Genomic DNA, 21,970 nt, shown 5'->3' with positions numbered 1-21,970 from the left:
GTTGGACGGCAACCGCGTTTATTGATTCAGAAGGGCAGGCGCAGGTCGTGGAGCGTGTGTGCGGTGCGCGGGTGGCGCCACGACCCCCATCGATATGATGTACTTGAGAGCCTCGTCGACGCTCATGTCCAACTCAATGGCGTCCTTGCGGGGCAGCATCAGGAAGAAGCCGGAGGTCGGGTTCGGCGTCGTTGGCACATACACGCTGACGAAGTCTGGCCCCAGGTGATGGGCCGCATCGCCGCCCGGCGCGCCGGTCTGGAAGCCGATGGTCCACATCCCTTCACGCGGGTACTGGATCAGCAGCGCCTTGCGGAAGGCCTGGCCGTTGCTGGACAGCAGGGTGTCCGAAACCTGCTTGACGCTATAGTAGATCGACTTGACGACCGGGATGCGCGACAGGGCGCTTTCCCAGAAGCGCACCAGGCGCTGGCCGACGAAATTGGCGGCAGCCAGGCCGGTGACGAGGATCAGCAGCACCGATACGACGACGCCGATGCCGGGCAGGTGGAAACCGAGGAAGGCCTCGGGGCGCAGCGCTTCGGGGACCAGCAGCAGGATCTGGTCGAGGGTGTTGACGATCCAGGCCAGCACCACGAAGGTGATGACGACCGGAATCCAGATCAGCAGGCCGGTGACGAAGTATTTTTTCATTCAGCGCAGTTCGCGTGCAGCAAGATCAGTGGCACGCGCAACTGCCGCCACAGGGCGTGGGCGCAGGGCTGTCGGATTTGGCCGCTTCGGTCTTCGGGCTGGAGCCGCTGCCGCCCTTGAAGTCGGTGGCATACCAGCCGCTGCCCTTGAGCTGGAAGCCGGCCGCCGACAATTGCTTGGCGTACGTTTCCGCGCCACAGGACGGACAGGTGGTGAGCGGTGCATCGCTCATTTTTTGAAGATGGTCTTTTTGGTGGCCGCAGCTGCTGCAGCGGTACTCGTAGATAGGCATGACGAGCTCCGGAAAGTCAATGGGGCGAAGTTTAGCGCATCGCAACATCGGGCGAAACAGACCCGCAGTCCACCACGTGGGGGCAGCGGAGCCGGTTTCAAGGTTCCGAGGCTAGAGCATGTCCAGATAGGCCTGGGTCAGCGGGCGTCCCCAGTACAGGGCCAGCAGGCCGGCGGCTGCCAGATAGGGGCCGAAAGGAATCGGGATTTCCCGGCCGTGGCGGCGCAGGACGATCAACGCCACGCCGACGATAGCGCCTACTAGCGACGACAGCAGGATCGTCAGCGGCAGGATCTGCCAGCCCATCCAGGCGCCGAGCGCCGCCAGCAGCTTGAAATCGCCGTAGCCCATGCCTTCCTTGCCAGTGGCAAGCTTGAATAGCCAGTACACCGACCACAGTGCGAGGTAACCGGCGGAGGCACCGACCACCGCGCTGGAAATATCCGTGTAGGTGCCAGAAAGGTTCAGTAGCAGGCCCAGCCACAACAGTGGCAGCGTGATGCTGTCGGGTAGTAGCTGGGTGTCGAAATCGATGAAGCAAAGGGCGATCAGGGCCCACACGAAGACCAGTGCCCCCCAGCCCGCCATGCCGAGTCCGAAGTGGTGGGCGGTGAAGCCTGACAGGGCTGCGCATAACACTTCGATGAGCGGGTAGCGGACGCTTATCGGGCCGTCGCAATGACGACAGCGACCGCGCAGCAGCAGGTAGCTGACGACCGGGATATTTTCGAGTGCCCCGATCAGGTGGCCGCAGTGGGGGCAGCGCGAGCGTGGTGTCGCCAAGTTGAAGCGCGGCTGGGGGGCATTGGGCTCTTCCCCGCGCAGCGCGGCTGCTTCGGCCTGCCATTCCCGCTCCATCATCAGGGGCAGGCGGTGGATGACCACATTGAGAAAACTGCCCACGAAAAGGCCGAGCAGCGCGCACAGCGCAGTGAAGACGAGCTTGTCCTGCAGGATATCCATGTTGCGAGAAGTTACCGGCTCAGCCGACGACGGCGCCGAGCTTGAAGATGGGGAGATACATGGCCACAACGAGACCGCCGATCACCACCCCGAGGAAAACCATGATCAGGGGTTCCAGCAGCTGACTGAGGCCTGCAACGGCATCGTCCACTTCCCGCTCGAAGAAGTCCGCCACCTTGCTGAGCATGGAGTCGAGCTGGCCGGATTCTTCACCGATGGACACCATCTGCACCACCATGGTCGGAAACACGAGGGAGTTCTGCATGGCGACGGTCAGGCTGGTGCCGGTACTGACCTCGGACTGGATCTGCTTGGTCGCATTCTTGTAGACCACGTTGCCGGAGGCGCCGCCGACCGAGTCGAGGGCTTCGACGAGGGGCACGCCGGCGGCAAACATGGTGGACAGCGTCCGTGTCCAGCGGGCGATGGTAGCCTTGCGGACCACGTCACCGATCACTGGGATCTGCAGCATGGCCTTGTCCACGGCAACCTGCATAGGCACCGAGCGCTTGTAAGTGTATCCAATGCCTGCGACTGTTCCGATGATCAGCGTGAAGCCGATATACCAGTATTGGACGAAGAAGTCGGAAATCGCGATGACCAACATGGTGGGGGCGGGAAGATCGGCACCAAAGCTGGCGAACACCTTCTTGAACTCCGGGACCACGAACAACATCATCACCGCGACGACCAGAGTGGCGACCACCACCACGGCAATCGGGTAGAACATCGCGGACTTGATCTTGCTCTTGATCGCAAGAATCTTTTCCTTGTAGGTCGCCAGGCGATCCAGCAGGGAGTCCAGGATACCGGCCTGTTCGCCGGCTTCTACGAGGTTGCAGAACAGCGCGTCAAAATGCTCGGGGTGGCGCCGGAAGGCCTGGGAGAGGTTGCTGCCGGTTTCCACGTTGGCGCGCACGTCGTTGAGCAGGCGGCTCAGTGAGGGATTGCCGCAGCCCTTGATGGCGATGTCGAAGGACTGGAGCAGCGGTACGCCCGAACGCATCATCGTGGACAACTGGCGGGTGAACAGCGCGATGTCCTTGTCGGTGATCTTGCGGCCGCGGGCAAAGGATTGCTTGCGAACTTTGTGGGCCAGTACGCCCTGGCGGCGCAGGATGGTCTGGACCACCGTTTCCGTGGCTGCACGCATCTCGCCACGGATGATCTTGCCGTTCTTGTCCTTGCCTTCCCAGATGAAAAGGTGTTCGCGGGCTGCGCCTCGAGGGGCGGGTTTCTTGGTCGTTGTCGTGGCCATCGGTACTTTCCGCTAGGCGGTCACTCGTTCGTGCAGGCAAGAACTTCGGACAGGGATGTGACGCCCTGCTTGACCTTCAGCAGGCCGGATTGACGCAGATCCCGGACACCCTCGATCTGGGCCTGGGCGGCGATATCCATCGAGTTGCCGTTTGTCATTATTATACGTGCGATCTCTTCGGAAATCGGCATCACCTGGTAAATACCCAGACGCCCCTTGTAGCCGCTGCCCTTGCAACGCTCACAGCCCTTGGGGCCATAGGGGTGCCAGCTGCCGTCCAGATCGGTTTCGGAAAAACCGGCCGAGATGAGCGCCTCGATCGGTATGTCCACCGGTTGCTTGCAGCTGCACAAGCGCCGAGCCAGGCGCTGGGCGGTGATCATGATTACCGACGAGGCAATGTTGAACGGCGCGACACCCATGTTCTTCAGGCGCTCCAGGGTGGATGGCGCGTCGTTGGTGTGCAGTGTGGACAGCACCAAGTGGCCGGTTTGGGCAGCCTTTACGGAGATTTCGGCGGTTTCCAGGTCACGGATTTCACCCACCATGATCACGTCCGGATCCTGGCGCAGGAAGGCGCGCAGGGCTGACGCGAAAGTGAGGCCGGCCTTTTCGTTGACGTTGACCTGGTTGACCCCTGGCAGGTTGATTTCCGCCGGATCCTCGGCGGTGCTGATGTTCACGCCGGGTTTGTTGAGGATGTTCAGGCAGGTGTATAGCGAGACCGTCTTGCCGCTGCCGGTCGGGCCGGTGACCAGGATCATTCCGTAAGGGCGCTCGATCGCCGCCATCAGGGCATCCCGCTGGTCGGGTTCGTAACCGAGCGCCTCGATGCCCAGCATCGCGGAGGTTGGATCGAGGATCCGCATCACGATCTTCTCGCCGTACAGCGTCGGAAGCGTGGAAACCCGGAAGTCGATGGCCTTGTTCTTGGACAGCACGAGCTTCATCCGGCCATCCTGGGGGATGCGTTTTTCCGAAATATCGAGACGGGAAATGACCTTGATGCGGGCGGCGATCTTTTCCTTGAGAACCAGCGGTGGCTGGGCGATCTCGCGGAGGATGCCGTCGGTGCGGAAACGGATCCGGTAGTACTTTTCGTAAGGTTCGAAGTGAATGTCCGACGCGCCTTCGTTGATGGCGTCGATCAGCAGCTTCTGGATGAAGCGCACGACCGGAGCATCGTCCACTTCGGATTGGGCTTCGTCCTGCTGCTGTTGCTGCTGGGTCTCGGCGGCGCCCTCCTGGCCGAGGAGGTCCATGTCGAACTCTTCGCCGGTGAGATCCTTGATGGCGTCGGATGCCGATTCCGACAGTCTTTCCACCAGCGCGATGAGCTTGGGCGCTTCGACCACCACAGGGTCCACAGCCAATCCGCTCTGGAAGCGGATTTCGTCCAGAACGCGCAGGTTGGACGGATCGGACAGTGCGAGGGCAAGCCGATTGCCGCGCCGCCCGAGGGCAACCACCTGATGCTTGTTCATCAGCTTGCGGTCGATGGCCTCGGCGGCGACGAAGGATTCGTCGAACGCGGAGAGATCAAGGAGCGGCGAACCGAAGGTCTCTGCTGCGAAGCGGGCGATATCTATCGCACTCATCAGCCCGCGGCGGATAACCTCGATGATGAAGTCATTGGGGTTGCCGGATGGGGAGGAACAGGCGACCGCTTCTGCTTCGAGCAGGCGACCATGCTGGATGAGGGCGCGGGCGAGGCCGCTCAGCGCGACCTGGGGGTTAGCAGACATGCCGAAGCGTCGAGAAGGTTAAGCCGCCTGAAGTGTGCGGCGATCATGCCGCTGTGGACAACGCTTGTAAAGCTCGCGTGCCCGGTGCGGTCATCAGCGTTTATGGGGGCGAAAGATGCGTGCGGTCTTGATCCGGCGGTCTTCTGCCTGAACCACTTCGATCGGAACGTTTGCGATCTTCACGGAAACTCCGGATTCGGGAATGTCCTGGAGACATTCGAGGATCAGTCCGTTGAGGGTTTTCGGGCCATCCAGGGGGAGCGACAGGCCAAGCTTGCGGTTCAGGTCCCGCAGGTGTTGGCTACCGTCGGTCAGCACGCTGCCGTCCGCGCCCCAGCTCAGCTTTTCCGCAGCATCCGGGGTTGTCGTGGTGAACTTGCCGATCAGTTCCTCGATGATGTCCTCGAGGGTCACGAGGCCCAGCAGTTCGCCGTATTCGTCCACGACGAGGCCGAGGCGCTCGCGGTTTTCCTGGAAGAACTGGAGCTGCGAGTAGATCGCCGTACTGGCCGGGATGAAGTAGGGCTTGGACAGCATGGTGCGGAGGTCTGCGACTTCCAGAGTGTGGTCCAGCGTCTGTCCCAGCACGCGGCGCACGTGTAGTACGCCGATGACGGCATTCATCTCGCCGTCGAACACGGGCAGGCGGGTGTGGTAGCAGGTCGCCAGGTGGCGTTGGATGACGTCGAGTGGTTCGGCGATGTTGACCGCCTCGATCTGGTTGCGCGGGGTCATCACGTCTTCGACGGTGATGTCTTCCAGCTCGAACAGGTTGAGGAGGATGCTGCGGTGTTTGGGCGGGATGAAGGCTCCAGACTCCAGCACCAAGGTGCGTAACTCCTCGGTGGACAGGGAGTGGACATCGTGGGCGCTACCGCCGTCGAGGCGTAACAGTTTGAGCAGTCCGGTCACGAACAGGTTGATGAACCAGATGACGAAATACAGGCCCTTGAGGAGCGCAGCCAGTGGGTAGCTGACGAAGCAGGCCAGGCGGTTGGCATGATTGGCGCCGACGACCTTGGGGGTGATTTCGGAGAAGACGAGGATCAGGAAGGTCACCAGCAGCGTGCTGATGCCCAGCACCCACTCCTCGGTGCCGAAAAGCTGCACAGTGATGACGCTGACCAGTGTGGCGGCGGCGGCATTAACCAGGCTGTTGAAGAGCAGGATGATGCCGAGCAGCTTGTCTGTCTGGTCGAGCAGTTCGAGAGCCAACCGGGCCCCATGGGAACCAAGCTGGGCTGCCGAGCGCAGGCGATAGCGGTTGGCAGCCATCATGGCCGTCTCTGCCATCGAGAAGAAGCCGGACAGGGCCAGTAGTGTGGCCAGGATGGCGGACTGGGCGGAAAGGGGGATGCTATCCACGAGCTGTGGGAAAAATGACGTCCGGGCGAGTATTCAGTCCGGGTGAGGGCTTGTCAAGCCGGCCGGCCGATCAGCACGTCGGCGACAAAGCGGCTGCCCACATAGGCCAGCATCAGTGCCACGAAGCCAGCCAGGGTCCAGTGCAGGGCCTTTCTGCCACGCCAGCCCCAGGCCTGTCGGCCGACCAGCAGGCTGCCGAAGATTCCCCATGAAATGATCGCGAAGACGGTTTTGTGATCGAAGCGGAAGGCCTTGCCGAACAGGGCTTCGGAGAACAGGATGCCGGAGCCCAACGTAAGGGTCAGCAGTACGAAGGCGATGCTGATCAGACGGAACAGCAGGGTTTCCATCGTCAGTAGCGGTGGTAGGGATGCAAAGGCGCGGGTCAGGCGGGCGCCGTGCAGGCGGCGTTCGGCGATGGCCATCAGCATGGCGTGCAGCGCCGCGAGTGTGAACAGACTGTAGGCCAGCATGGCTACCACGAAGTGGGCGCGAAACAGAGGTGACGCGGTGTTCTCCAGCAGGTGCGGAGCCGGCAGGATGGCCGGCAACGCCGCGCATATTGCGGCAACCGGCATGCCTAGGGTCTGCAGGCCTTCAAGGCGGGCGTAGAGGCTTTCGATCCAGTAGAACAGCATGGCCAGCCATAACATCAGGGACAGCGCGAGGCTGAAGCCGAAATGCAGGCCCTCCGGCGAGAAGAAGGCGCCATGCAGGGAGACGCCGTGGGCGGCCAGCGCCACCAGCATTGCGATCCGCTCCCGCAAGCTCAGTCCGTGGCGGGGAGGCTGAGTAGGGGCATGCCAACGGCTATGCCAGAAGTGCAGGCCGAGCAGCGCATACAGGGAGGCGGGGAGCAGATGAAGTAGAATCGCGGGCATTGTTCAAGTTTACTCCAAGGCCTCGGTTCCAAACCATCATGCTGGACAACCTCACAACGCGACTGGCCAAAGTCGTCAAGACCCTGCGCGGCCAGGCTCGCCTCACCGAAGAAAACATCCAGGACGCGCTGCGCGAAGTGCGCATGGCGCTGCTCGAAGCCGACGTGGCGCTGCCGGTGGTCAAGGACTTCATTGCCCGGGTCAAGGAAAAGGCCGTCGGCACCGAAGTGCTCAGCTCCCTGACGCCGGGCCAGGCCCTCGTGGGCGTGGTCCACCGCGAGCTCACCGAGCTGATGGGCGGCGCTCATACTGGGCTCAACCTGGCTACCCAGCCGCCGGCAATCATTCTGATGGCTGGCCTGCAGGGCGCCGGCAAGACCACCACCACCGGCAAGCTCGGCAAGATGCTGACCGAGCGGATGAAGAAGAAAGTGCTGGCGGTATCCACCGACGTCTATCGTCCGGCCGCCATCGCCCAGCTGGAAACCGTATCCCAGCAGGCCGGGATCGAGTTCTTCCCGTCCACGCCGGACCAGAAGCCGGTGGACATCGCGCTGGCAGCGGTGGATTACGCACGCCGGCACTACATGGACGTGCTGCTGGTGGATACTGCCGGTCGGCTCGCCATCGATCAGGCGATGATGGAGGAGATCCAGGCCCTGCACGCAGCGGTCAAGCCGATCGAAACCCTGTTCGTCGTCGATGCGATGCTCGGCCAGGATGCGGTCAACACCGCCCGTGCCTTCAACGACGCACTCCCGCTGACCGGCGTCGTGCTCACCAAGCTCGACGGTGACGCCCGCGGCGGTGCGGCGCTGTCGGTGCGCCATGTCACCGGCAAGCCCCTCAAGTTCGCCGGTGTCGGCGAGAAGCTGGCCGGCCTCGAGGAGTTCCACCCGGAGCGGATGGCCAGCCGGATCCTCGGCATGGGCGACATCCTGTCCTTGGTCGAGGATGCCCGGCGTGGCGTCGACGAGGAAAAGGCCAAGGCTTTTGCGCAGAAGCTGAAGAGCGGCAAGGGTTTCGACCTCAACGACTTCAAGGAGCAGCTCGGCCAGATGAAGAAGATGGGTGGTCTGGCGAGCCTGATGGACAAGCTGCCGGCCCAGTTCTCCCAGGCGGCCGGCCAGCTACAGGGCGGCGTCGAGGAAAAGGCCGTCAAGCGTATCGAAGGGATCATCAATTCGATGACGCCGATCGAGCGCGCCAAGCCGGAACTCCTCAAGGCCTCGCGCAAGCGCCGCATCGCGGCCGGCGCCGGTGTCACGGTGCAGGAGGTGAATCGCCTGCTGAGCCAGTTCGAGCAGACCCAGAAGATGATGAAGCAGTTCTCCAAGGGCGGCATGCAGAAGATGATGCGCGCCATGAAGGGGATGATACCCGGCGGTGGCCTGCGCTGAAGGTGACGCAACTTGCAGGGGCGAATGCATTCGCCGGGGGATATGCCGATCTCGAACTGAAGGGGCCTGACGGGCTTGCATTCCTGTGCATGCCCGTCTTTATTCGAACCGAGGGCGCCCCGTCGGGGGCGTGATGCCGGCAGGGGGCTGCGGGTGGAACGCGAAGACGGATGGAGCACCGTTTCGGCGAACCTGAGTGAGGATGAGGAGCGCTGGCGTCTGGCCCTAGAGGTGGCCGGCGAGGGCGTCTGGGACTGGGATCTTCACAGCGGACTGATGTATCGGAGCCCGCAGTGGAGCGAGATGCTTGGATATGCGCCCGAGGAGACCGCCAGTCTCCAGTGGGGGGCTTTGCTGCACCCGGACGACCGGGATGAGGCCCAGCGCAAGCTCTCTGCGTGCCTGTCAGGCGAGTCGTCGGATTTTGTCGCCGAGTTCCGGCTGTGCTGCAAGAGCGGTGAGTATCGCTGGATGGCATCCCATGCACGGGTGGTCGCTCGCGATGAGTCGGGACGGCCGGGCCGCATGATCGGCGTATACCGGGACATCCATGAGGCGCGCAGCTTGTCGGATGCATTACAGGCATCCGAACGCCTGTGGCAGTTTGCCCTCGAGGGGCACGGCGACGCCCTGTGGGACTGGGCGCTGGAAAGTGGCGAGATCAATGTCAGCCGGACCTTCCGGGCAATCATCGGCTTGCCGGCAGATCGGCCGCTGCGCGGCAACGACATCTGGCCGTCGCGCCTGCATCCGGACGACGTGCGTACGGCGATGGCGGCCTTCTCGGCGCATCTGGCGGGCGTGCGGCCGATCACCGAGGTCGAGTTCCGGCTGCGTACCGAGGACGGGGCATATCGCTGGGTCGCCCTGCGCGGCAAGATCATGGAGAGGGACCGCAACGGTAAGCCCTTGCGCATGATCGGCACCGTCCGCGACGTACACGACCATTACCTCAGCGCCGAACGGGAGATGCGCCAGCAGCAGGAACTGGCCCGGGCCGCCCGTCTGATCCATGTGGGTGAAATGGCCTCGGCGCTGGCCCACGAGCTCAATCAACCTCTCACCGCCCTGCGCAATTTCAGCGCCGTGGCACTGCGGCGCCTGGACGAACTGGGGGCGGTGGGTGAGTGCATCCGGGGGCCGCTGCAGCTGATTGCCGAGCAGGCGCTGCGGGCGGGAGAGATCGTGCATCGGGTTCGCGGCTTCGTCCGTAGGGATAGCTTGTTGACCGCGCCGATCGCCATTAATGGTGTCGTGACTGACATCGTCCGGTTCATGGAATTCGAGGCGCGCGCCCATGCTGTGCAGTGGCAACTGGCGCTGGCCGAACCGTCCCTATGGGTGCAGGGGGATCAGGTACAGTTGGAACAGGTGCTCAGCAACCTGGCCAAGAACGCCATCGATGCGATGAGCGAGGTCGAGGGGGAGCGACTGCTGCGCATCGAAACCCGCGACGGCGCCGACGGGATGGTGGAAGTGGTGGTCAGCGACAGCGGCGGCGGTCTGGCCGAGACAGTGCGGGAGGATCCTTTCGCACCCTTCGTCACCACCAAGCCCGATGGGGTCGGGCTCGGCCTGGCCATTTGCCGCACCATCATCGAGAACCATGGCGGTCGCATGTGGGTCGAAAAAAGTACGCGGCTGGGCACCATGTTCTGCCTGTCCCTGCCGCCGCCCGCCGGGTAGCGGGCGTATGTACAAGGATGAGAGTATTACCCTGTTGGGATAACGATAACAAGTAGTCACTGCCGACCGGGAGAAGAATATGGACAGACCACTTGTCTGCGTGGTCGATGACGACGATGCTGTTCGTCTGTCGATCGGTTTGCTGATCGAAACCCTTGGTTTTCCGGTGCGCTGTTACGCTGGTGCGATGGAGCTTCTGGACGACGATGACGCGCTGGAGCGTGCCCATTGCCTGGTGCTCGACGTGCGCATGCCGGGCCTGAGCGGCGTCGGCTTGCAGGGCCGCCTCGGACGAATCGGTCAGCGCGTGCCGATCATCTTCGTGTCCGCCTATGGCGACGTACCGATGGTGGCGCGGGTCATGCGCGCGGGTGCCTTTGATTTCCTGCAAAAACCCTTCAACGAACAGGTGCTACTCGACCGCGTCAATGAAGCCGTGCAGGTGTTTACCCAGCGCCGGCGGGAGGGAGCCCGGTGGAATGCGGTTCAGGGGCGTCTGGACGGCCTGACGACTCGCGAGCGGGATGTCATGGACGGAATGGTGGCGGGGCGCCTCAACAAGCAGATCGCCGAAGATCTGGGCATCAGTATCAAGACCGTCGAACAGCACCGGGCGCGGGTCATGGAAAAGCTGCAGGTCGAATCCCTGGCCGAACTGGTCAGGTTGGTGATCGAAGTCCGCTATCACACGGATTGAGCTTCGATGTGATCAGGGTTTTCCCTGTATTGACGCGGGGAAAATGCCGTCTTCATGACTGCTGCCGACGATGACATACTCCGCCCAACTTCTCCGCTGCACCTCGATGGGCAGCGCCGGCAAAAGATTGCGTGCCGTCCAGGGTAGGATCTAGAAGGGTGGGGGAGAGACCCATGGAAAGCAGTCAACTCGATAGGAGATTGGAATGAGCGTGGTCAGCATTACACGTTTCGCGCCGCTGCAGGGCGCCGAGCTCGACAAGTTCATCGAACTGGCCCAGGGGCTGGCGGACCAGGCCGAGAAACTCCTTCGCCTGCAACTCGAAAGTAACCTCGAGTTTGCCCGCGACGCCTTGGCTGGTTCCGCCGGCTTCCTTGAGGTCCGTGACGTAGCCAGTCTGGCCGACTGGCAGGCCCGTTTCTTCCAGCCGCAACTGCAGCGTTCCTCCGAAACGGCCCGTCAGCAGTACGAAGTGATGCTTGAGGTTGGCCAGCTTTTCGCCGAGGCTTTCCGGAATACCGCTGCGACGGCCTCCGGTCAGGTCCGGCACAACATTGATCGTCTGGCGGAAGGGGCGCCGACCGGTTTCGATACATGGTTTGATGTCCTGCGTGGCGGCTTCGAGGCCCAGATGGCGGCCTTCGAGAACTTCGGCAAGATTGGTGAGCAGATCAAGGATGTGGCCCTTGCCGCACAGGTCGCCAAGCCGGCGCCCAGCTCTCGCCGGGAGGCTGCCCGCAAGACTGCGTGATTGAGGGGGGAGAAAGAGGCGCGTCATCGCGCCCGCGGAAGGCCGTCCATGTAGGCGGCCTTTCGTTTTTTGGTGGTGTACCATCGTGCCATGCCGGAAACCCCTGAAGATATGTATGCCCAGGCCTACGCGGCCCTGATGTGTCCCGATCCCGCCGAAAAGTCCAGACTGGTGGCGCAGCTGTGCCGGGACTGGGAACAGGGCTTGCTGCCGATCCCCGCCGATTGTGGTGCCTGCCCGGTGCTGCCTGTGATCGATGCCGGTCGTCCGGATCGGCCCGAGCTGATCACCCATACTTCCGTGCCGCAGCGCAAACCCTCTTCCGCCGAGGGGCTGGCCGCGCTGCTGCACGCGATTGCCCATATCGAATTCAACGCCATCAATCTGGCACTGGATTGCGTCTATCGTTTTCGTGGCTTGCCGGCGGACTTCTACGCCGGCTGGTTGCAGGTGGCGGAGGAGGAGGCCTACCACTTCGGCCTGGTGACGGAGCGGCTCGCGGCGGCGGGCTTTGCCTATGGCGACTTTCCAGCCCATCGTGGTTTGTGGGACATGGCCGTCAAGACCGCCGACGATCCGCTGGTGCGCATGGCTCTGGTGCCGCGGGTGCTCGAAGCGCGGGGGCTGGACGCCACGCCGCCGATCATCGCCAAACTGCGCAAGGTCGGCGATGAGGCGACGATCGCGGTGCTCGACATCATCCTGCGCGACGAGATCGGCCATGTGGCCTTGGGCGACCGCTGGTTCCGCCATTTCTGTGCCGAGCGTGGGCTGGAGCCGGAGGCGACCTATCTCGCCCTGATGACCGAGTTCGACGCCCCCTGGCCACCCAAGCCGCTGAATGTAGAAGCCCGCCGGAGGGCGGGCTTCAGTGCCGGCGAGATCGCGCGGCTGGAGGGCGGGCGGCCCCGCAAGAGCGAGGCCTAGGCAGCGCTCACAGCGAGCCGTAGGAATGCAGGCCTGACAGGAACATATTGACGCCGACGAAGGCGAAGGCCGTCACCACCAGGCCGATCACCGCCCACCAGGCCAGCATCGGCCCGCGCAGGCCCTTGGTCAGGCGGATGTGCAGCCAGGCCGCGTAGTTCAGCCACACGATGAAGGCCCAGGTCTCCTTCGGATCCCACTGCCAGTAGGTGCCCCAGGCTTCGGCGGCCCACAGGGCGCCGAGGATGGTGGCGATGGTGAAGAACGCGAAGCCGATCGCGATGGCCTTGTACATCACATCGTCCAGCACTTCCGCGGGCGGCAGGCGGCTGGCCAGGATGCCCTTGCGTACCAGCAGGTCGGCCACGCCGATCATCGCCGCCAGCGCGAAGGCGCCGTAGCCGATGAAGTTGGCGGGCACGTGCACCTTCATCCAGTAGCTCTGCAGCGCCGGGATCAGTGGCTGGATCTCCTGGGCTTCGCGGGAGAAGGTGTACCACAGCAGGAAGGCCACTGCCGCCGAGATCACCAGCAGCACGAAGGCGCCCATCCGGCGCGTTGCGTAATGGCCTTCGTAGTACAGATAGAGCAGACCGGTGATCAGCGAGAACAGTACGAAGACCTCGTACAGATTGCTGATGGGGATGTGGCCCACGTCGGTACCGATCAGGTAGCTCTCGTACCAGCGCACCAGCAGGCCGGTGGTGCCCATCGTCACGGCGCTCCAGGTCAGCGCGGAGCCGGTCTTCTCGGCGAAGTCCGAACGGGCGATGAGGCCGATCCAGTAGGCGCCGGTGGCGATGAAGAACAGCGCGCTCATCCACATGATCGCCGTCTGGCTGGAGATCAGGTACTTCAGGAAGAAGGCCTGTTCGGCACGGGCCAGATCTCCACCGTACAGGTTGATGCTCAGCAGGGCCAGCGCTGCGGCTGCGACGAGAAAACCCCGGAAGGGCTTCCAGGCCCAGCCGATGGCGGCCAGGGACGGAACGACGGCGGCGAGGATTGCCTTGTCGTAGATATCCATGAAGGCGCCGTACTGGCTCAAGGCGAAGCCGGCTGCGCAGACCAGAGCCAGTGCAAACAGGCCATCACCAAGGCCGATGCGGCGTAGCGGGGACGGGGTTCCGGAGTGGGCGATGTCCATGGGTATGACCTCGGATCAGGATTGGGCGGGCGGCGTGGTGGCCGGGTCGAGCAGGGCCGCGATAGCCTTGCGGTGGCGCTGAAAGGTTTCTTCCACGTCCATCGATTTGCGGTTGGCGCTGAGGGCCACCAGTGCGTCGCCGTTGTGTTTGATCAAAACAAAGAGCCGGCGTTCGCGGATGTAGAGCATCGCGAAGACACCCAGCACCAGCAGCAGGGAGCCGAAATACACCACCGGCTTGCCCGGCGAGCGGGTTACCTGCAGTACCGTGGCGCGTACTTCCTCGAAGCTGGCGAGCTGGAGATACACCGGGGCACCGTAATGCAGGCTGTCGCTGGTGGCGTTCAGGGAGTCGCGCAGCAGACGGCCGAGCTTCTGGTCCAGTTCCAGCGGAGGTTGGCCGGCGGCGCTGCGGGCCAGTTTCCAGGCTTCCCAGGTCGAACCTTCGAGGATTTTCACGAACACGTCTGCGGCTTTGTCGCGCTCGGCGGCAGGCACGGTACTCTCGATGAACTTGCCGAGGCTTTCGAAACCGCCGATGGCGAACAGTTCCAGCGTCTTCCGGGTAGTTTCGCGCAGGCGCTCGCGCACTGTTTCACCAGCATCCGGTCCCAGCGCAGTAGCGACGAAGCGGTTGGCGATTTCTGCGTGGCGGCTCTTGTCGAGCAACTGGCTGCGGATCATGAACCAGCTGTCTGGCTTGCCGTCCTGGTCCATCGGAATGCGCATGAAGCGGAACGGCGCCGTCGGCGTGTCGCGCATGCCGGCCAGCATGTACCAGGCGCCATCCTGCTCGATCGGCAACATGTAATTCTGGTACTCGCGGGCCTGGCCGGCAGAGTCGCGCAGCTTGTATTCGAAGCTCGGGCCGACGTTGCGCAGGTCCTTTTTCGACACGGAACGGGCGCCGCTGCCGAGGTGCTTCTCGAGCGTGGCCATCTTGCTGCTCTCAGCCGTCGGCTCTTCGCTGGCCATGTTCTCGATGTTGAAGGGGCGGAAGCTGCCCAGTTCCAGCGTGTAGTCGAGTCCGTCCTGCTTGAGCTTGATGGCCTCGCCGACGGTGGCGTCGGTCTGGAAGGGCGTCTTGCCGCCGGTGCGCAGGTCGTGGCCGAGTAGGTGCAGATGCGAGCCGCCGTCCTCGAAACTGGCCTGGTACATCATGATGCCGTCGAACTCGAAGGGCTTGTTAACCTCGATGGTCTTCTCGACGGACTTGCCGGTGGCTTTGTCGGTGATCAGGATGTCGCTGGCGAAGCGCTTAGGCATTCCAGTGGAGTAGTGCTCCAGGTGGAATTTGCGTAGGGATACCGTGAAGGGCAGGTCCTGCAACAGGATGCCGTCCTTCACGTTGAGGATCGCCACGTTGGAACTCTTGCCTTCCGGGATGAATACGTTGCCGCGGAAGCTCCAGTTGTCCAGGCCCAGGCGGCTTTCCGGCTTGATGTCGGAGATCAGTTGGTTGCCCGAGGTGGTTGTCTTGCCGCCGAGGGCCATCTGCATCTTGAGCGGCAGGTTGCCATCCAGCAGGCCGCCGATGCAGATCAGTACGATGGCGGAGTGGGCCAGGAAGTAGCCGACGCGCGTCCAGCTGCCCTGCTTGGCAGCCAGCAGCACGCCGTCCTCGCGGGCACCAGCCCGGCTCTGAAAGCCGTTGGCGGCCAGATAAGCCTGAATTTTCTGGGCTGCGTTGTCGGTGGGGAGGGCCGTGTGAAGCCGCTCGTGGTGAAGGAAGGCGGCCAGCGAGGCTTCTTTCGCATGTTCGCGGAAGCTGCGCATGTCCTTTAGCATCGGCTGCGTCTGGCGCACGATGCAGGCTGTGGTGGAGAGCACCAGGAAGGCCAGGATGACCAGAAACCAGGCCGAGTTATAGACCGCGTAGAGGCCCAGCTCTTCAAAGAGCGGGAACCAGTAGGGGCCGAACTGGTTGAGGTAATTGTTGTAGGGCTCGTTCTGCTTGAGCACCGTCCCGATGATGGAGGCGATCCCGAGGATGGTCAGCAGGCTGATCGCAAAGCGCATCGAGCTGATCAGCTCGTAGAAGGCGCGGGAAGTGCTGCGCTGTCGCATGAATGGCGTCGAGATAAGCGGGGGGCGGAAATGGAAAAAGGGGTGGCCGAGACCACCCCTTTCTTTATAGTCGGACAGCGCGAAAAGGCGCCTTGACTCAGCGCAAGCCGGCAGCGAAGTCGGCGACGGCCTTGATTTCCGGATCGGTCATCTTGAGGGCGATGGTGCGCATCATCTTGTTCGGATCGTTGGCACGCTCGCCAGCACGGAAGGCCCTCAACTGGGCTTCGGTGTAATCGGCGAACTGGCCAGACAGGCGCGGGAACTGGGCCGGCAGGCCGGCACCGGCGGGGCCGTGGCAGGCGGCACAGGCAGGGATGCCGCGCTTCAGGTCACCGGCACGCCACAGCTTCTGGCCGAGTTCGATGCTGGCCTTGTTCTTGGCGGCTTCGGGCTTGAGTTGCTGGCCGGCGAAGTAGGCGGCCAGGCCCTTGATATCGTCGTCGGACAGCGGAGCGGCCATGCCGCCCATCACCGGGTTGGCGCGCTCGGCGGGCTTGCCGTCCTGGCTCTTGAAGTTCCGCAGCTGCTTGGCGAGGTATTCCTGATGCTGGCCCGCGAGCTTCGGGTTGGTCGGGATCTGGCTGTTGCCGTCTGCACCGTGGCACGCAACGCAGACCGTTTCTGCAGTCTGCTTGGCCTTGGCCAGATCGGGTTGGGCGGAAGCCTTCTCTTCAGCCTGAACTGCACCGGTGGCCAGAAGCAACGAAAGCAGCAGGGAACGCTTGATCATGATGTCCTCGGAAGCCAAGAATGTGGAAGTCTCAAACCTGCTATTCTATAGCAATTCCAGTCATTTGCGCGATGCAATAAAGCTCTAGCGCGCAAGCTTCACGCCATTCCCCATGCCTCTCTTCCGTAACGCCCAGTTCGAAATTTCCATTGCCAAGGCCAGCGGCCTGCCGGCGCCCCGTGGTCCCGAAATCGCCTTTGCCGGGCGTTCCAATGCCGGCAAGTCGAGCGCCATCAACACCCTTGCCAACCATACCCGGCTGGCTTTCGTGTCCAAGACGCCGGGGCGCACCCAGCTGATCAACTTCTTCCGTTTGCAGAACGGCGCCGTGCTGGTGGACCTCCCCGGCTACGGCTATGCCGAAGTGCCCGAAGCCGTACGCCGCCAGTGGCAGCATCTGCTCGAGGATTACCTGACGCGGCGCCCCAATCTGGTCGGCTTGGTCCTGATCATGGATTCCCGTCACCCCCTCAAGGAGCTCGACCGGACGATGATCGGCTGGTTTGCGCCGAGCGGGCGGCCGATCCATGTGCTGCTCACCAAGAGCGACAAGCTCACCCGCAGCGAAGCTGCTGCCACCCTTGCCGCGGTTCGAAAGGAGCTCGCACCGCTGGGTGGGCACGTGACGGTGCAACTCTTCTCCAGCCTCAAGAAAACCGGTGTCGAGGATGTCGAAAAGGTGGTCGGCGGCTGGCTTGCCGGCATGGAGGAAGACCTGCCTAATCTGTGAGTGATGAATGACGGGGGAGTTTTGTTGGCAACTTTGTGTTAAAACATATGGCATTGTGCAGCGCTTCAATTTTGTGAAACTCCTTATCTAGCCATGGAACTTCAACCCGTCATCCTCTCTGGGGGCTCCGGCACCCGTCTGTGGCCCCTGTCTCGCGAGCAGTACCCCAAGCAGTTGCTGGCGCTGGTTGGCAACGAAACCATGCTGCAGGCCACGGCCGGGCGGCTGGACGGTTTCCGCGGACGCCTGCCGGTGGCCGCCGAGCCGGTGGTCGTCTGCAACGAGGAATACCGTTTCGTCACAGCCGAGCAGCTGCGCGCGAGAGGCAAGAGCAGCAGCAACATCGTTCTCGAACCTTTCGGCCGCAATACCGCGCCAGCACTTACTCTGGCGGCTCTGGCCGTGCAGGAGGCCGACCCGGTGCTGCTGGTGATGCCGGCTGATCACGTGATCCGTGATCTGGAAGGTTTCCAGGGCGCGATCGATGCGGGCATCCCGGCTGCGCTGGATAACGCCATCGTGACCTTCGGCATCATTCCCGACCATGCGGAAACCGGCTACGGCTACATCCGTTTCGGCGCAGATCGTCCGGATGGCAGCAAGTCCATCGCTGCCTTCGTTGAGAAGCCCGACGCGGACACGGCCCAGCGTTACCTGGACAGCGGCGAATACCTCTGGAACAGCGGTTTGTTCATGGTCCGGGCCAGCGTCTGGTTGAAGGCCATGGCGCAGTTGCAGCCCGCAATGCATGCCGCCTGCGTGGCAGCCTGGAATGCCGGCTCCCGTGACGCCGATTTCGTGCGTGTCGGCCAGGAGGCCTTCAAGGCCTGCCCGTCCGATTCCATTGACTACGCGGTGATGGAAAAGCTGGCCGGGGCGGCCGATCTCGGTGTTTCAGGCAGCGTCGTGCCCATGTCTTCCGGTTGGTCGGATGTCGGTGCCTGGGATGCCCTGTGGCAGATCGCCGACAAGGATGACGCTGGCAACGTGGCCCGTGGCGACGTGCTGTTCGAGGACAGCCGCAACACGCTGGTCTACGCTCAGGACCGCATGGTCGCCTGCGTCGGCCTGGATGACGCGGTCGTCGTCGAGACGCCCGATGCGGTGCTGGTCGCGCGCAAGGACAAGACCCAGTACGTCAAGCAGATCGTCGCCACCCTCAAGGCGGGTCAGCGCAGCCAGGCTTCGGCTCATCGCAAGATCCATCGCCCGTGGGGCTGGTACGACTCCATCGACGCCGGTCCGCGTTTCCAGGTCAAGCGTATCGTCGTCAATCCCGGCGCACGCCTGAGCCTGCAGATGCACCACCACCGGGCAGAGCACTGGATCGTCGTGAAGGGCACCGCCGAAGTCACCAACGGCGACAAGGTCTTCCTGCTCGGTGAGAACGAGTCTACCTACATCCCGTTGGGGCATGTGCATCGTCTGGCCAACCCGGGCAAGCTGCCCCTCGAGATCATCGAGGTCCAGTCCGGCGCCTATCTGGGCGAAGACGACATCGTCCGTTTCGAAGACAAGTACGGCCGCGGCTGAGCGGCAGGGAAGGGGCCGGCTGCGTGCCGGCCAATAGCGAAGGACAGCCGGCCGACTCAGGCCGGTTTGTCTATGAAGCCGAAGCGAGCAGGAACCTCGGCCTGCCGGATGCGCCCGACGGACAGGCCTTGTCCACCCCAATCCAGCTTGATGGGGCTGTCATCCGCCTCCAGGTCGCCGTCGAGGTGATCCAGCATCGCCGCCAGATCACGGTCATCAAGCAGCGCAATGCCGTGCTCGCTGCCCAGAAGCAGATTGCCGTGCTCGTCCAGCCAGGCGCTGTCGAGCGCCGTCACCGGCAGGCCGGTATGGGTTTCCAGCCGGTCGGGGGCAGCAAGGCGCAGGATCGTCGGCGTGTAGTCGAGATCCACGAAGACCTGCTGCGGACCATTCTGGAAATACCAGCGGCCGTCCGGCGTCGATAGATAGTTGCGGCCGATGAAGCTGCTCAGCCCGGCATGGCGGATCGGCCCTTCGGGCACCCACCATTCCCCGCGCCGGCTCAGGCGCAGCCAGCCCGTGCACGAGGGCACGTTCGGCCATTTGGCGAGCGCGAGGCGGACCGCTTCATCCATTTGGATTCGCCATTTCGATGCTTACCACATCTTCCACCATGGATGGTCGTTGGTAACCGTGCCGTTGGCGGTGAGGTAGCGGCTCTTCGGGAAATTCTTGTGCAGCACACGATCGGCGTCGTCGCGCAGGTCGTTCATTTGCAGCGCGTCGTAGCTCTTGACCATCAGGAACAAGGCTTCTTCCATGGCTGGCGACTGGGGGAAGTCCTTGAGTACGCCCTGGGCCCGGCTGGCCGCTGCCACATAGGCGCCGCGGTTGTAGTAATAGCGGGACACGTGCACTTCATAGGACGCCAGTGCATTCACCAGATAACGCATGCGCAGCATGGCATCCGGCGTGTACTTGCTGTCCGGGAAGCGCTGGGCCAGTTCCTTGAACGTGTCGAAGGACTCCCGGGTCGCCTTCGGATCGCGCTCTGACAAATCCTGGTTGGCCAGCGAACCGAGCAGCCCCAGGTCTTCGTTGAAGTTCGCCAACCCCTTCAGGTAGTAGGCGTAATCCACGTTCGGGTGGTTGGGGTGCAGTTTGATGAAGCGGTCGCAGGCGGCGATGGCCGAGGCGGGCTCGTTCGACTTGTAGTAGGCGTAGGCCACTTCGAGCTGAGCCTGTTGCGCGTAACGGCCGTAGGGATAGCGCGACTCCAGCTTCTCGAACATTTTGATGGCGCGGTCCCAAGCGCCATCCGACATGGATTCCTTCGCTTCTGAATACAGCTTCTGGGCGTTCCAGCCGACGGTTTCGTCCACCTGGTCGGGGAGGCTGCTGCAGCCGGCAAGCAGCAGGAAGCCGGTAAGCGTTAAACTACGCAGGGTGAAATGCGCCATTGAAAACTCATTGGAAGAAGACTGGCTCGATTATAGCCCAGCCTCTTCTTCCCCTTCGCCGCGACGCGAGTCGATTCCTGATGATTGTGCCGGTCTGCGTGTTGACCAGGCGCTCGCTCGCCTTTTTCCTGAACATTCCCGCAGTCGCCTGCAGTCCTGGCTGAAGTCCGGGCGGATTCTCGTAAACGGCGCTTCGCCGGACGCCAAGTCCAAGGTGTGGGGCGGCGAGACACTCGTCGTCAGTCCGGAGCCCTCCGAGGCGATGCTCGCCGAGCAGGCCGAGGACATCCCGCTCGATGTGGTCTTCGAAGATGACACCATCGCCGTGATCAACAAGCCGGTCGGCCTCGTCGTCCATCCGGGCAGCGGCAACTGGTCGGGTACCTTGCTCAACGCGCTGTTGTTCCACAGCCCGGTTTTCCGCGAACTGCCGCGGGCCGGCATCGTGCATCGCCTGGACAAGGACACCAGCGGCCTGCTGGTCGTCGCCAAGACCCTCGAAGCCCAGACCGATCTGGTGCGCCAGTTGCAGGCGCGATCCGTCAAGCGCCACTACTACGCGCTGGTGCATGGCGAGCCGTCACCGAGTGGCGTGGTGAATGCCCCCATCGGACGCCACCCGGTCCAGCGCACCAAGATGGCTGTCGTGCCCGGCGGCCGCGAAGCGGTGACCCACTATCGCGTCGTCGAGCGTTTCGCCCGCGCCAGTCTCGTCGAGTGCCAGCTGGAAACCGGTCGCACCCACCAGATCCGCGTACACATGGCGCACATCGGCCACCCGCTGGTCGGCGACACCACCTACGGCAAGGCCCGCAGCGCCGATCCAAGGCTTGATGCCTTTCCGCGCCAGGCGCTGCATGCCTGGCAACTCGGCCTCATCCATCCGCGCAGCGGCGAGGCCGGTCGCTGGAACGTGCCGTTGGCGGCCGACATCGAGAGCCTGCTGGCCGTTCTGCGCGAGAGCCCCAAACCATGAGCGCCACGTCCTGGATCCATCCCGACTGGCCGGCGCCGGCCAACGTGCGAACCTTGTCCACCACGCGTCTCGGCGGCAATAGCCCGGCGCCTTACGACTCTCTTAATCTGGGCGGTCACGTCGGGGACGAGCCGGCCCTGGTGGCCGCCAACCGGGCGGTGCTGCGAGCCGAACTGCCGGACGAACCCTGCTGGCTCAATCAGGTGCATGGTATCCACGTCGTCGATGCGGCCGAGCGACACGCGGGCGTGCCCGAGGCGGATGCCGCGGTGAGCCGTGTGGCGGGGAAGGTCTGTGCGGTGATGACCGCCGACTGCCTGCCGGTGCTGCTGTGCGACCGCGCCGGCACTGTCGTCGGTGCGGCCCATGCCGGCTGGCGGGGCCTGCTCGATGGTGTCATCGAAGCGACCGTGAAAAAAATGGCCGTGCCGCCGTCCGAGGTGCTGGCCTGGCTCGGCCCGGCCATCGGTCCGCAAGCCTTCGAAGTTGGCGACGAGGTTCGCGCCGCCTTCCTGGTGGTCGATCCCGCTGCCAATGAGGCCTTCCGCCCCGGCGTGCAACCGGGAAAATGGTTTGCCGACATCTATCTGCTGGCCCGCCAGCGTCTGGCCCGACTGGGCATCCACGCCGTTCATGGCGGCGACACCTGCACCGTCACCGAAAAAGAACGCTTCTTCTCCTACCGGCGCGATCGCCGGACAGGGCGCATGGCCAGCCTGATCTGGCTGGCCTAAGTCCTGGCGGTCGAAACGAAGACTAAAGCTA

The 21,970-nt window shown here is 63.3% G+C and carries 21 protein-coding genes; 9 read left to right on the top strand and 12 right to left on the bottom strand.

Annotation, left to right across the window (positions count from 1 at the left end):
* Positions 1-18: 18 nt before the first annotated feature.
* From AC1PPK_RS23355 to AC1PPK_RS23325, 7 genes are all read right to left on the bottom strand, one after another.
* On the bottom strand, positions 19-654 hold the full coding sequence (locus tag AC1PPK_RS23355; RefSeq protein ID WP_481115377.1) for a DUF502 domain-containing protein: 636 nt from the start codon (positions 652-654) through the stop codon (positions 19-21).
* Positions 655-679: 25 nt separating this feature from the next.
* On the bottom strand, positions 680-946 hold the full coding sequence (locus tag AC1PPK_RS23350; RefSeq protein ID WP_481115376.1) for an FmdB family zinc ribbon protein: 267 nt from the start codon (positions 944-946) through the stop codon (positions 680-682).
* Positions 947-1,057: 111 nt separating this feature from the next.
* Positions 1,058-1,909 carry a prepilin peptidase gene (locus AC1PPK_RS23345; protein ID WP_481115375.1) on the bottom strand — a complete coding sequence of 284 codons (852 nt, stop codon included), beginning with the start codon at positions 1,907-1,909 and terminating at the stop codon, positions 1,058-1,060.
* Between the two features lie 19 nt (positions 1,910-1,928).
* Positions 1,929-3,167 (bottom strand): type II secretion system F family protein, encoded by a 1,239-nt coding sequence (locus tag AC1PPK_RS23340; protein WP_481115374.1) that lies wholly within the window; start codon positions 3,165-3,167, stop codon positions 1,929-1,931.
* 20 nt (positions 3,168-3,187) lie between these two features.
* Entirely contained in the window at positions 3,188-4,912 is a 1,725-nt protein-coding gene (pilB, locus tag AC1PPK_RS23335) for a type IV-A pilus assembly ATPase PilB (protein WP_481115373.1), read from the bottom strand.
* Positions 4,913-5,005: 93 nt separating this feature from the next.
* Positions 5,006-6,277, bottom strand: a complete 1,272-nt coding sequence (locus tag AC1PPK_RS23330; protein ID WP_481115372.1) for an HlyC/CorC family transporter — start codon at positions 6,275-6,277, stop codon at positions 5,006-5,008.
* 53 nt (positions 6,278-6,330) lie between these two features.
* Positions 6,331-7,158: a cytochrome C assembly family protein gene (locus tag AC1PPK_RS23325; protein ID WP_481115371.1), complete on the bottom strand. Its 828-nt coding sequence runs from the start codon at positions 7,156-7,158 to the stop codon at positions 6,331-6,333.
* A gap of 38 nt (positions 7,159-7,196) precedes the next feature.
* Between AC1PPK_RS23325 and ffh the strand changes: the two genes are divergently transcribed.
* The 5 genes from ffh (at position 7,197) to AC1PPK_RS23300 (ending at position 12,619) form a co-directional block, all read left to right on the top strand.
* Positions 7,197-8,558: a signal recognition particle protein gene (gene ffh / locus AC1PPK_RS23320; RefSeq protein ID WP_481115370.1), complete on the top strand. Its 1,362-nt coding sequence runs from the start codon at positions 7,197-7,199 to the stop codon at positions 8,556-8,558.
* Between the two features lie 153 nt (positions 8,559-8,711).
* The gene (locus tag AC1PPK_RS23315; protein ID WP_481115369.1) at positions 8,712-10,244 is read left to right on the top strand and encodes a PAS domain-containing sensor histidine kinase; all 1,533 of its coding nucleotides are present in this window, start codon (positions 8,712-8,714) and stop codon (positions 10,242-10,244) included.
* A gap of 79 nt (positions 10,245-10,323) precedes the next feature.
* Positions 10,324-10,941, top strand: coding sequence for a response regulator transcription factor (locus AC1PPK_RS23310; protein WP_481115368.1), 618 nt, complete (start codon positions 10,324-10,326; stop codon positions 10,939-10,941).
* Between the two features lie 205 nt (positions 10,942-11,146).
* Positions 11,147-11,692, top strand: coding sequence for a phasin family protein (locus AC1PPK_RS23305; protein ID WP_481115367.1), 546 nt, complete (start codon positions 11,147-11,149; stop codon positions 11,690-11,692).
* 90 nt (positions 11,693-11,782) lie between these two features.
* Positions 11,783-12,619, top strand: coding sequence for a ferritin-like domain-containing protein (locus AC1PPK_RS23300; protein WP_481115366.1), 837 nt, complete (start codon positions 11,783-11,785; stop codon positions 12,617-12,619).
* 7 nt (positions 12,620-12,626) lie between these two features.
* Here the strand turns inward: AC1PPK_RS23300 and ccsB are convergent, their stop codons facing one another.
* The 3 genes from ccsB to AC1PPK_RS23285 all read right to left on the bottom strand — a co-directional run bounded on the left by ccsB (position 12,627) and on the right by AC1PPK_RS23285 (position 16,566).
* Positions 12,627-13,766 (bottom strand): c-type cytochrome biogenesis protein CcsB, encoded by a 1,140-nt coding sequence (gene ccsB / locus AC1PPK_RS23295; RefSeq protein WP_481115365.1) that lies wholly within the window; start codon positions 13,764-13,766, stop codon positions 12,627-12,629.
* Positions 13,767-13,781: 15 nt separating this feature from the next.
* Positions 13,782-15,833, bottom strand: a complete 2,052-nt coding sequence (locus AC1PPK_RS23290) for a cytochrome c biogenesis protein ResB (RefSeq protein ID WP_481115364.1) — start codon at positions 15,831-15,833, stop codon at positions 13,782-13,784.
* Positions 15,834-15,930: 97 nt separating this feature from the next.
* Positions 15,931-16,566 carry a c-type cytochrome gene (locus AC1PPK_RS23285; RefSeq protein ID WP_481115363.1) on the bottom strand — a complete coding sequence of 212 codons (636 nt, stop codon included), beginning with the start codon at positions 16,564-16,566 and terminating at the stop codon, positions 15,931-15,933.
* Positions 16,567-16,678: 112 nt separating this feature from the next.
* On the opposite strand from AC1PPK_RS23285, the gene yihA reads away from it, so the two are divergent.
* Together yihA and AC1PPK_RS23275 are read left to right on the top strand one after the other, a co-directional pair.
* Positions 16,679-17,296: a ribosome biogenesis GTP-binding protein YihA/YsxC gene (gene yihA, locus AC1PPK_RS23280; protein ID WP_481115362.1), complete on the top strand. Its 618-nt coding sequence runs from the start codon at positions 16,679-16,681 to the stop codon at positions 17,294-17,296.
* A 93-nt stretch (positions 17,297-17,389) separates the two neighbouring features.
* Positions 17,390-18,829 carry a mannose-1-phosphate guanylyltransferase/mannose-6-phosphate isomerase gene (locus AC1PPK_RS23275; protein WP_481115361.1) on the top strand — a complete coding sequence of 480 codons (1,440 nt, stop codon included), beginning with the start codon at positions 17,390-17,392 and terminating at the stop codon, positions 18,827-18,829.
* Between the two features lie 56 nt (positions 18,830-18,885).
* On the opposite strand, the gene AC1PPK_RS23270 is transcribed toward AC1PPK_RS23275, so the two are convergent.
* Both AC1PPK_RS23270 and AC1PPK_RS23265 read right to left on the bottom strand, forming a co-directional pair.
* Positions 18,886-19,404 carry a DUF2946 family protein gene (locus tag AC1PPK_RS23270; protein WP_481115360.1) on the bottom strand — a complete coding sequence of 173 codons (519 nt, stop codon included), beginning with the start codon at positions 19,402-19,404 and terminating at the stop codon, positions 18,886-18,888.
* 21 nt (positions 19,405-19,425) lie between these two features.
* Entirely contained in the window at positions 19,426-20,229 is an 804-nt protein-coding gene (locus AC1PPK_RS23265) for an outer membrane protein assembly factor BamD (protein ID WP_481115359.1), read from the bottom strand.
* Positions 20,230-20,239: 10 nt separating this feature from the next.
* Here AC1PPK_RS23265 and rluD point away from each other — a divergent pair, with 10 nt between their 5' ends.
* Positions 20,240-21,205 carry a 23S rRNA pseudouridine(1911/1915/1917) synthase RluD gene (gene rluD, locus AC1PPK_RS23260; protein ID WP_481115358.1) on the top strand — a complete coding sequence of 322 codons (966 nt, stop codon included), beginning with the start codon at positions 20,240-20,242 and terminating at the stop codon, positions 21,203-21,205.
* Complete coding sequence (gene pgeF / locus AC1PPK_RS23255) at positions 21,202-21,939, top strand: peptidoglycan editing factor PgeF (RefSeq protein ID WP_481115357.1); 738 nt, start codon at positions 21,202-21,204, stop codon at positions 21,937-21,939. Before rluD ends, pgeF begins: the two co-directional genes overlap by 4 nt.
* The last annotated feature ends 31 nt before the right edge of the window (positions 21,940-21,970 follow it).

The sequence above is a fragment of the Zoogloea sp. JDB1 genome (assembly GCF_056724025.1).
This window is presented reverse-complemented; position numbering and strand designations above follow the sequence as displayed.

What these genes read in the sequence shown, in the direction of transcription:
- AC1PPK_RS23355 (WP_481115377.1), bottom strand. Translation starts at nt 654, where the DNA reads ATGAAAAAATACTTCGTCACCGGCCTGCTGATCTGGATTCCGGTCGTC.
- AC1PPK_RS23350 (WP_481115376.1), bottom strand. Translation starts at nt 946, where the DNA reads ATGCCTATCTACGAGTACCGCTGCAGCAGCTGCGGCCACCAAAAAGAC.
- AC1PPK_RS23345 (WP_481115375.1), bottom strand. Translation starts at nt 1,909, where the DNA reads ATGGATATCCTGCAGGACAAGCTCGTCTTCACTGCGCTGTGCGCGCTG.
- AC1PPK_RS23340 (WP_481115374.1), bottom strand. Translation starts at nt 3,167, where the DNA reads ATGGCCACGACAACGACCAAGAAACCCGCCCCTCGAGGCGCAGCCCGC.
- pilB (WP_481115373.1), bottom strand. Translation starts at nt 4,912, where the DNA reads ATGTCTGCTAACCCCCAGGTCGCGCTGAGCGGCCTCGCCCGCGCCCTC.
- AC1PPK_RS23325 (WP_481115371.1), bottom strand. Translation starts at nt 7,158, where the DNA reads ATGCCCGCGATTCTACTTCATCTGCTCCCCGCCTCCCTGTATGCGCTG.
- ffh (WP_481115370.1), top strand. Translation starts at nt 7,197, where the DNA reads ATGCTGGACAACCTCACAACGCGACTGGCCAAAGTCGTCAAGACCCTG.
- AC1PPK_RS23310 (WP_481115368.1), top strand. Translation starts at nt 10,324, where the DNA reads ATGGACAGACCACTTGTCTGCGTGGTCGATGACGACGATGCTGTTCGT.
- AC1PPK_RS23305 (WP_481115367.1), top strand. Translation starts at nt 11,147, where the DNA reads ATGAGCGTGGTCAGCATTACACGTTTCGCGCCGCTGCAGGGCGCCGAG.
- AC1PPK_RS23300 (WP_481115366.1), top strand. Translation starts at nt 11,783, where the DNA reads ATGCCGGAAACCCCTGAAGATATGTATGCCCAGGCCTACGCGGCCCTG.
- ccsB (WP_481115365.1), bottom strand. Translation starts at nt 13,766, where the DNA reads ATGGACATCGCCCACTCCGGAACCCCGTCCCCGCTACGCCGCATCGGC.
- AC1PPK_RS23290 (WP_481115364.1), bottom strand. Translation starts at nt 15,833, where the DNA reads ATGCGACAGCGCAGCACTTCCCGCGCCTTCTACGAGCTGATCAGCTCG.
- AC1PPK_RS23285 (WP_481115363.1), bottom strand. Translation starts at nt 16,566, where the DNA reads ATGATCAAGCGTTCCCTGCTGCTTTCGTTGCTTCTGGCCACCGGTGCA.
- yihA (WP_481115362.1), top strand. Translation starts at nt 16,679, where the DNA reads ATGCCTCTCTTCCGTAACGCCCAGTTCGAAATTTCCATTGCCAAGGCC.
- AC1PPK_RS23275 (WP_481115361.1), top strand. Translation starts at nt 17,390, where the DNA reads ATGGAACTTCAACCCGTCATCCTCTCTGGGGGCTCCGGCACCCGTCTG.
- AC1PPK_RS23270 (WP_481115360.1), bottom strand. Translation starts at nt 19,404, where the DNA reads ATGGATGAAGCGGTCCGCCTCGCGCTCGCCAAATGGCCGAACGTGCCC.
- AC1PPK_RS23265 (WP_481115359.1), bottom strand. Translation starts at nt 20,229, where the DNA reads ATGGCGCATTTCACCCTGCGTAGTTTAACGCTTACCGGCTTCCTGCTG.
- pgeF (WP_481115357.1), top strand. Translation starts at nt 21,202, where the DNA reads ATGAGCGCCACGTCCTGGATCCATCCCGACTGGCCGGCGCCGGCCAAC.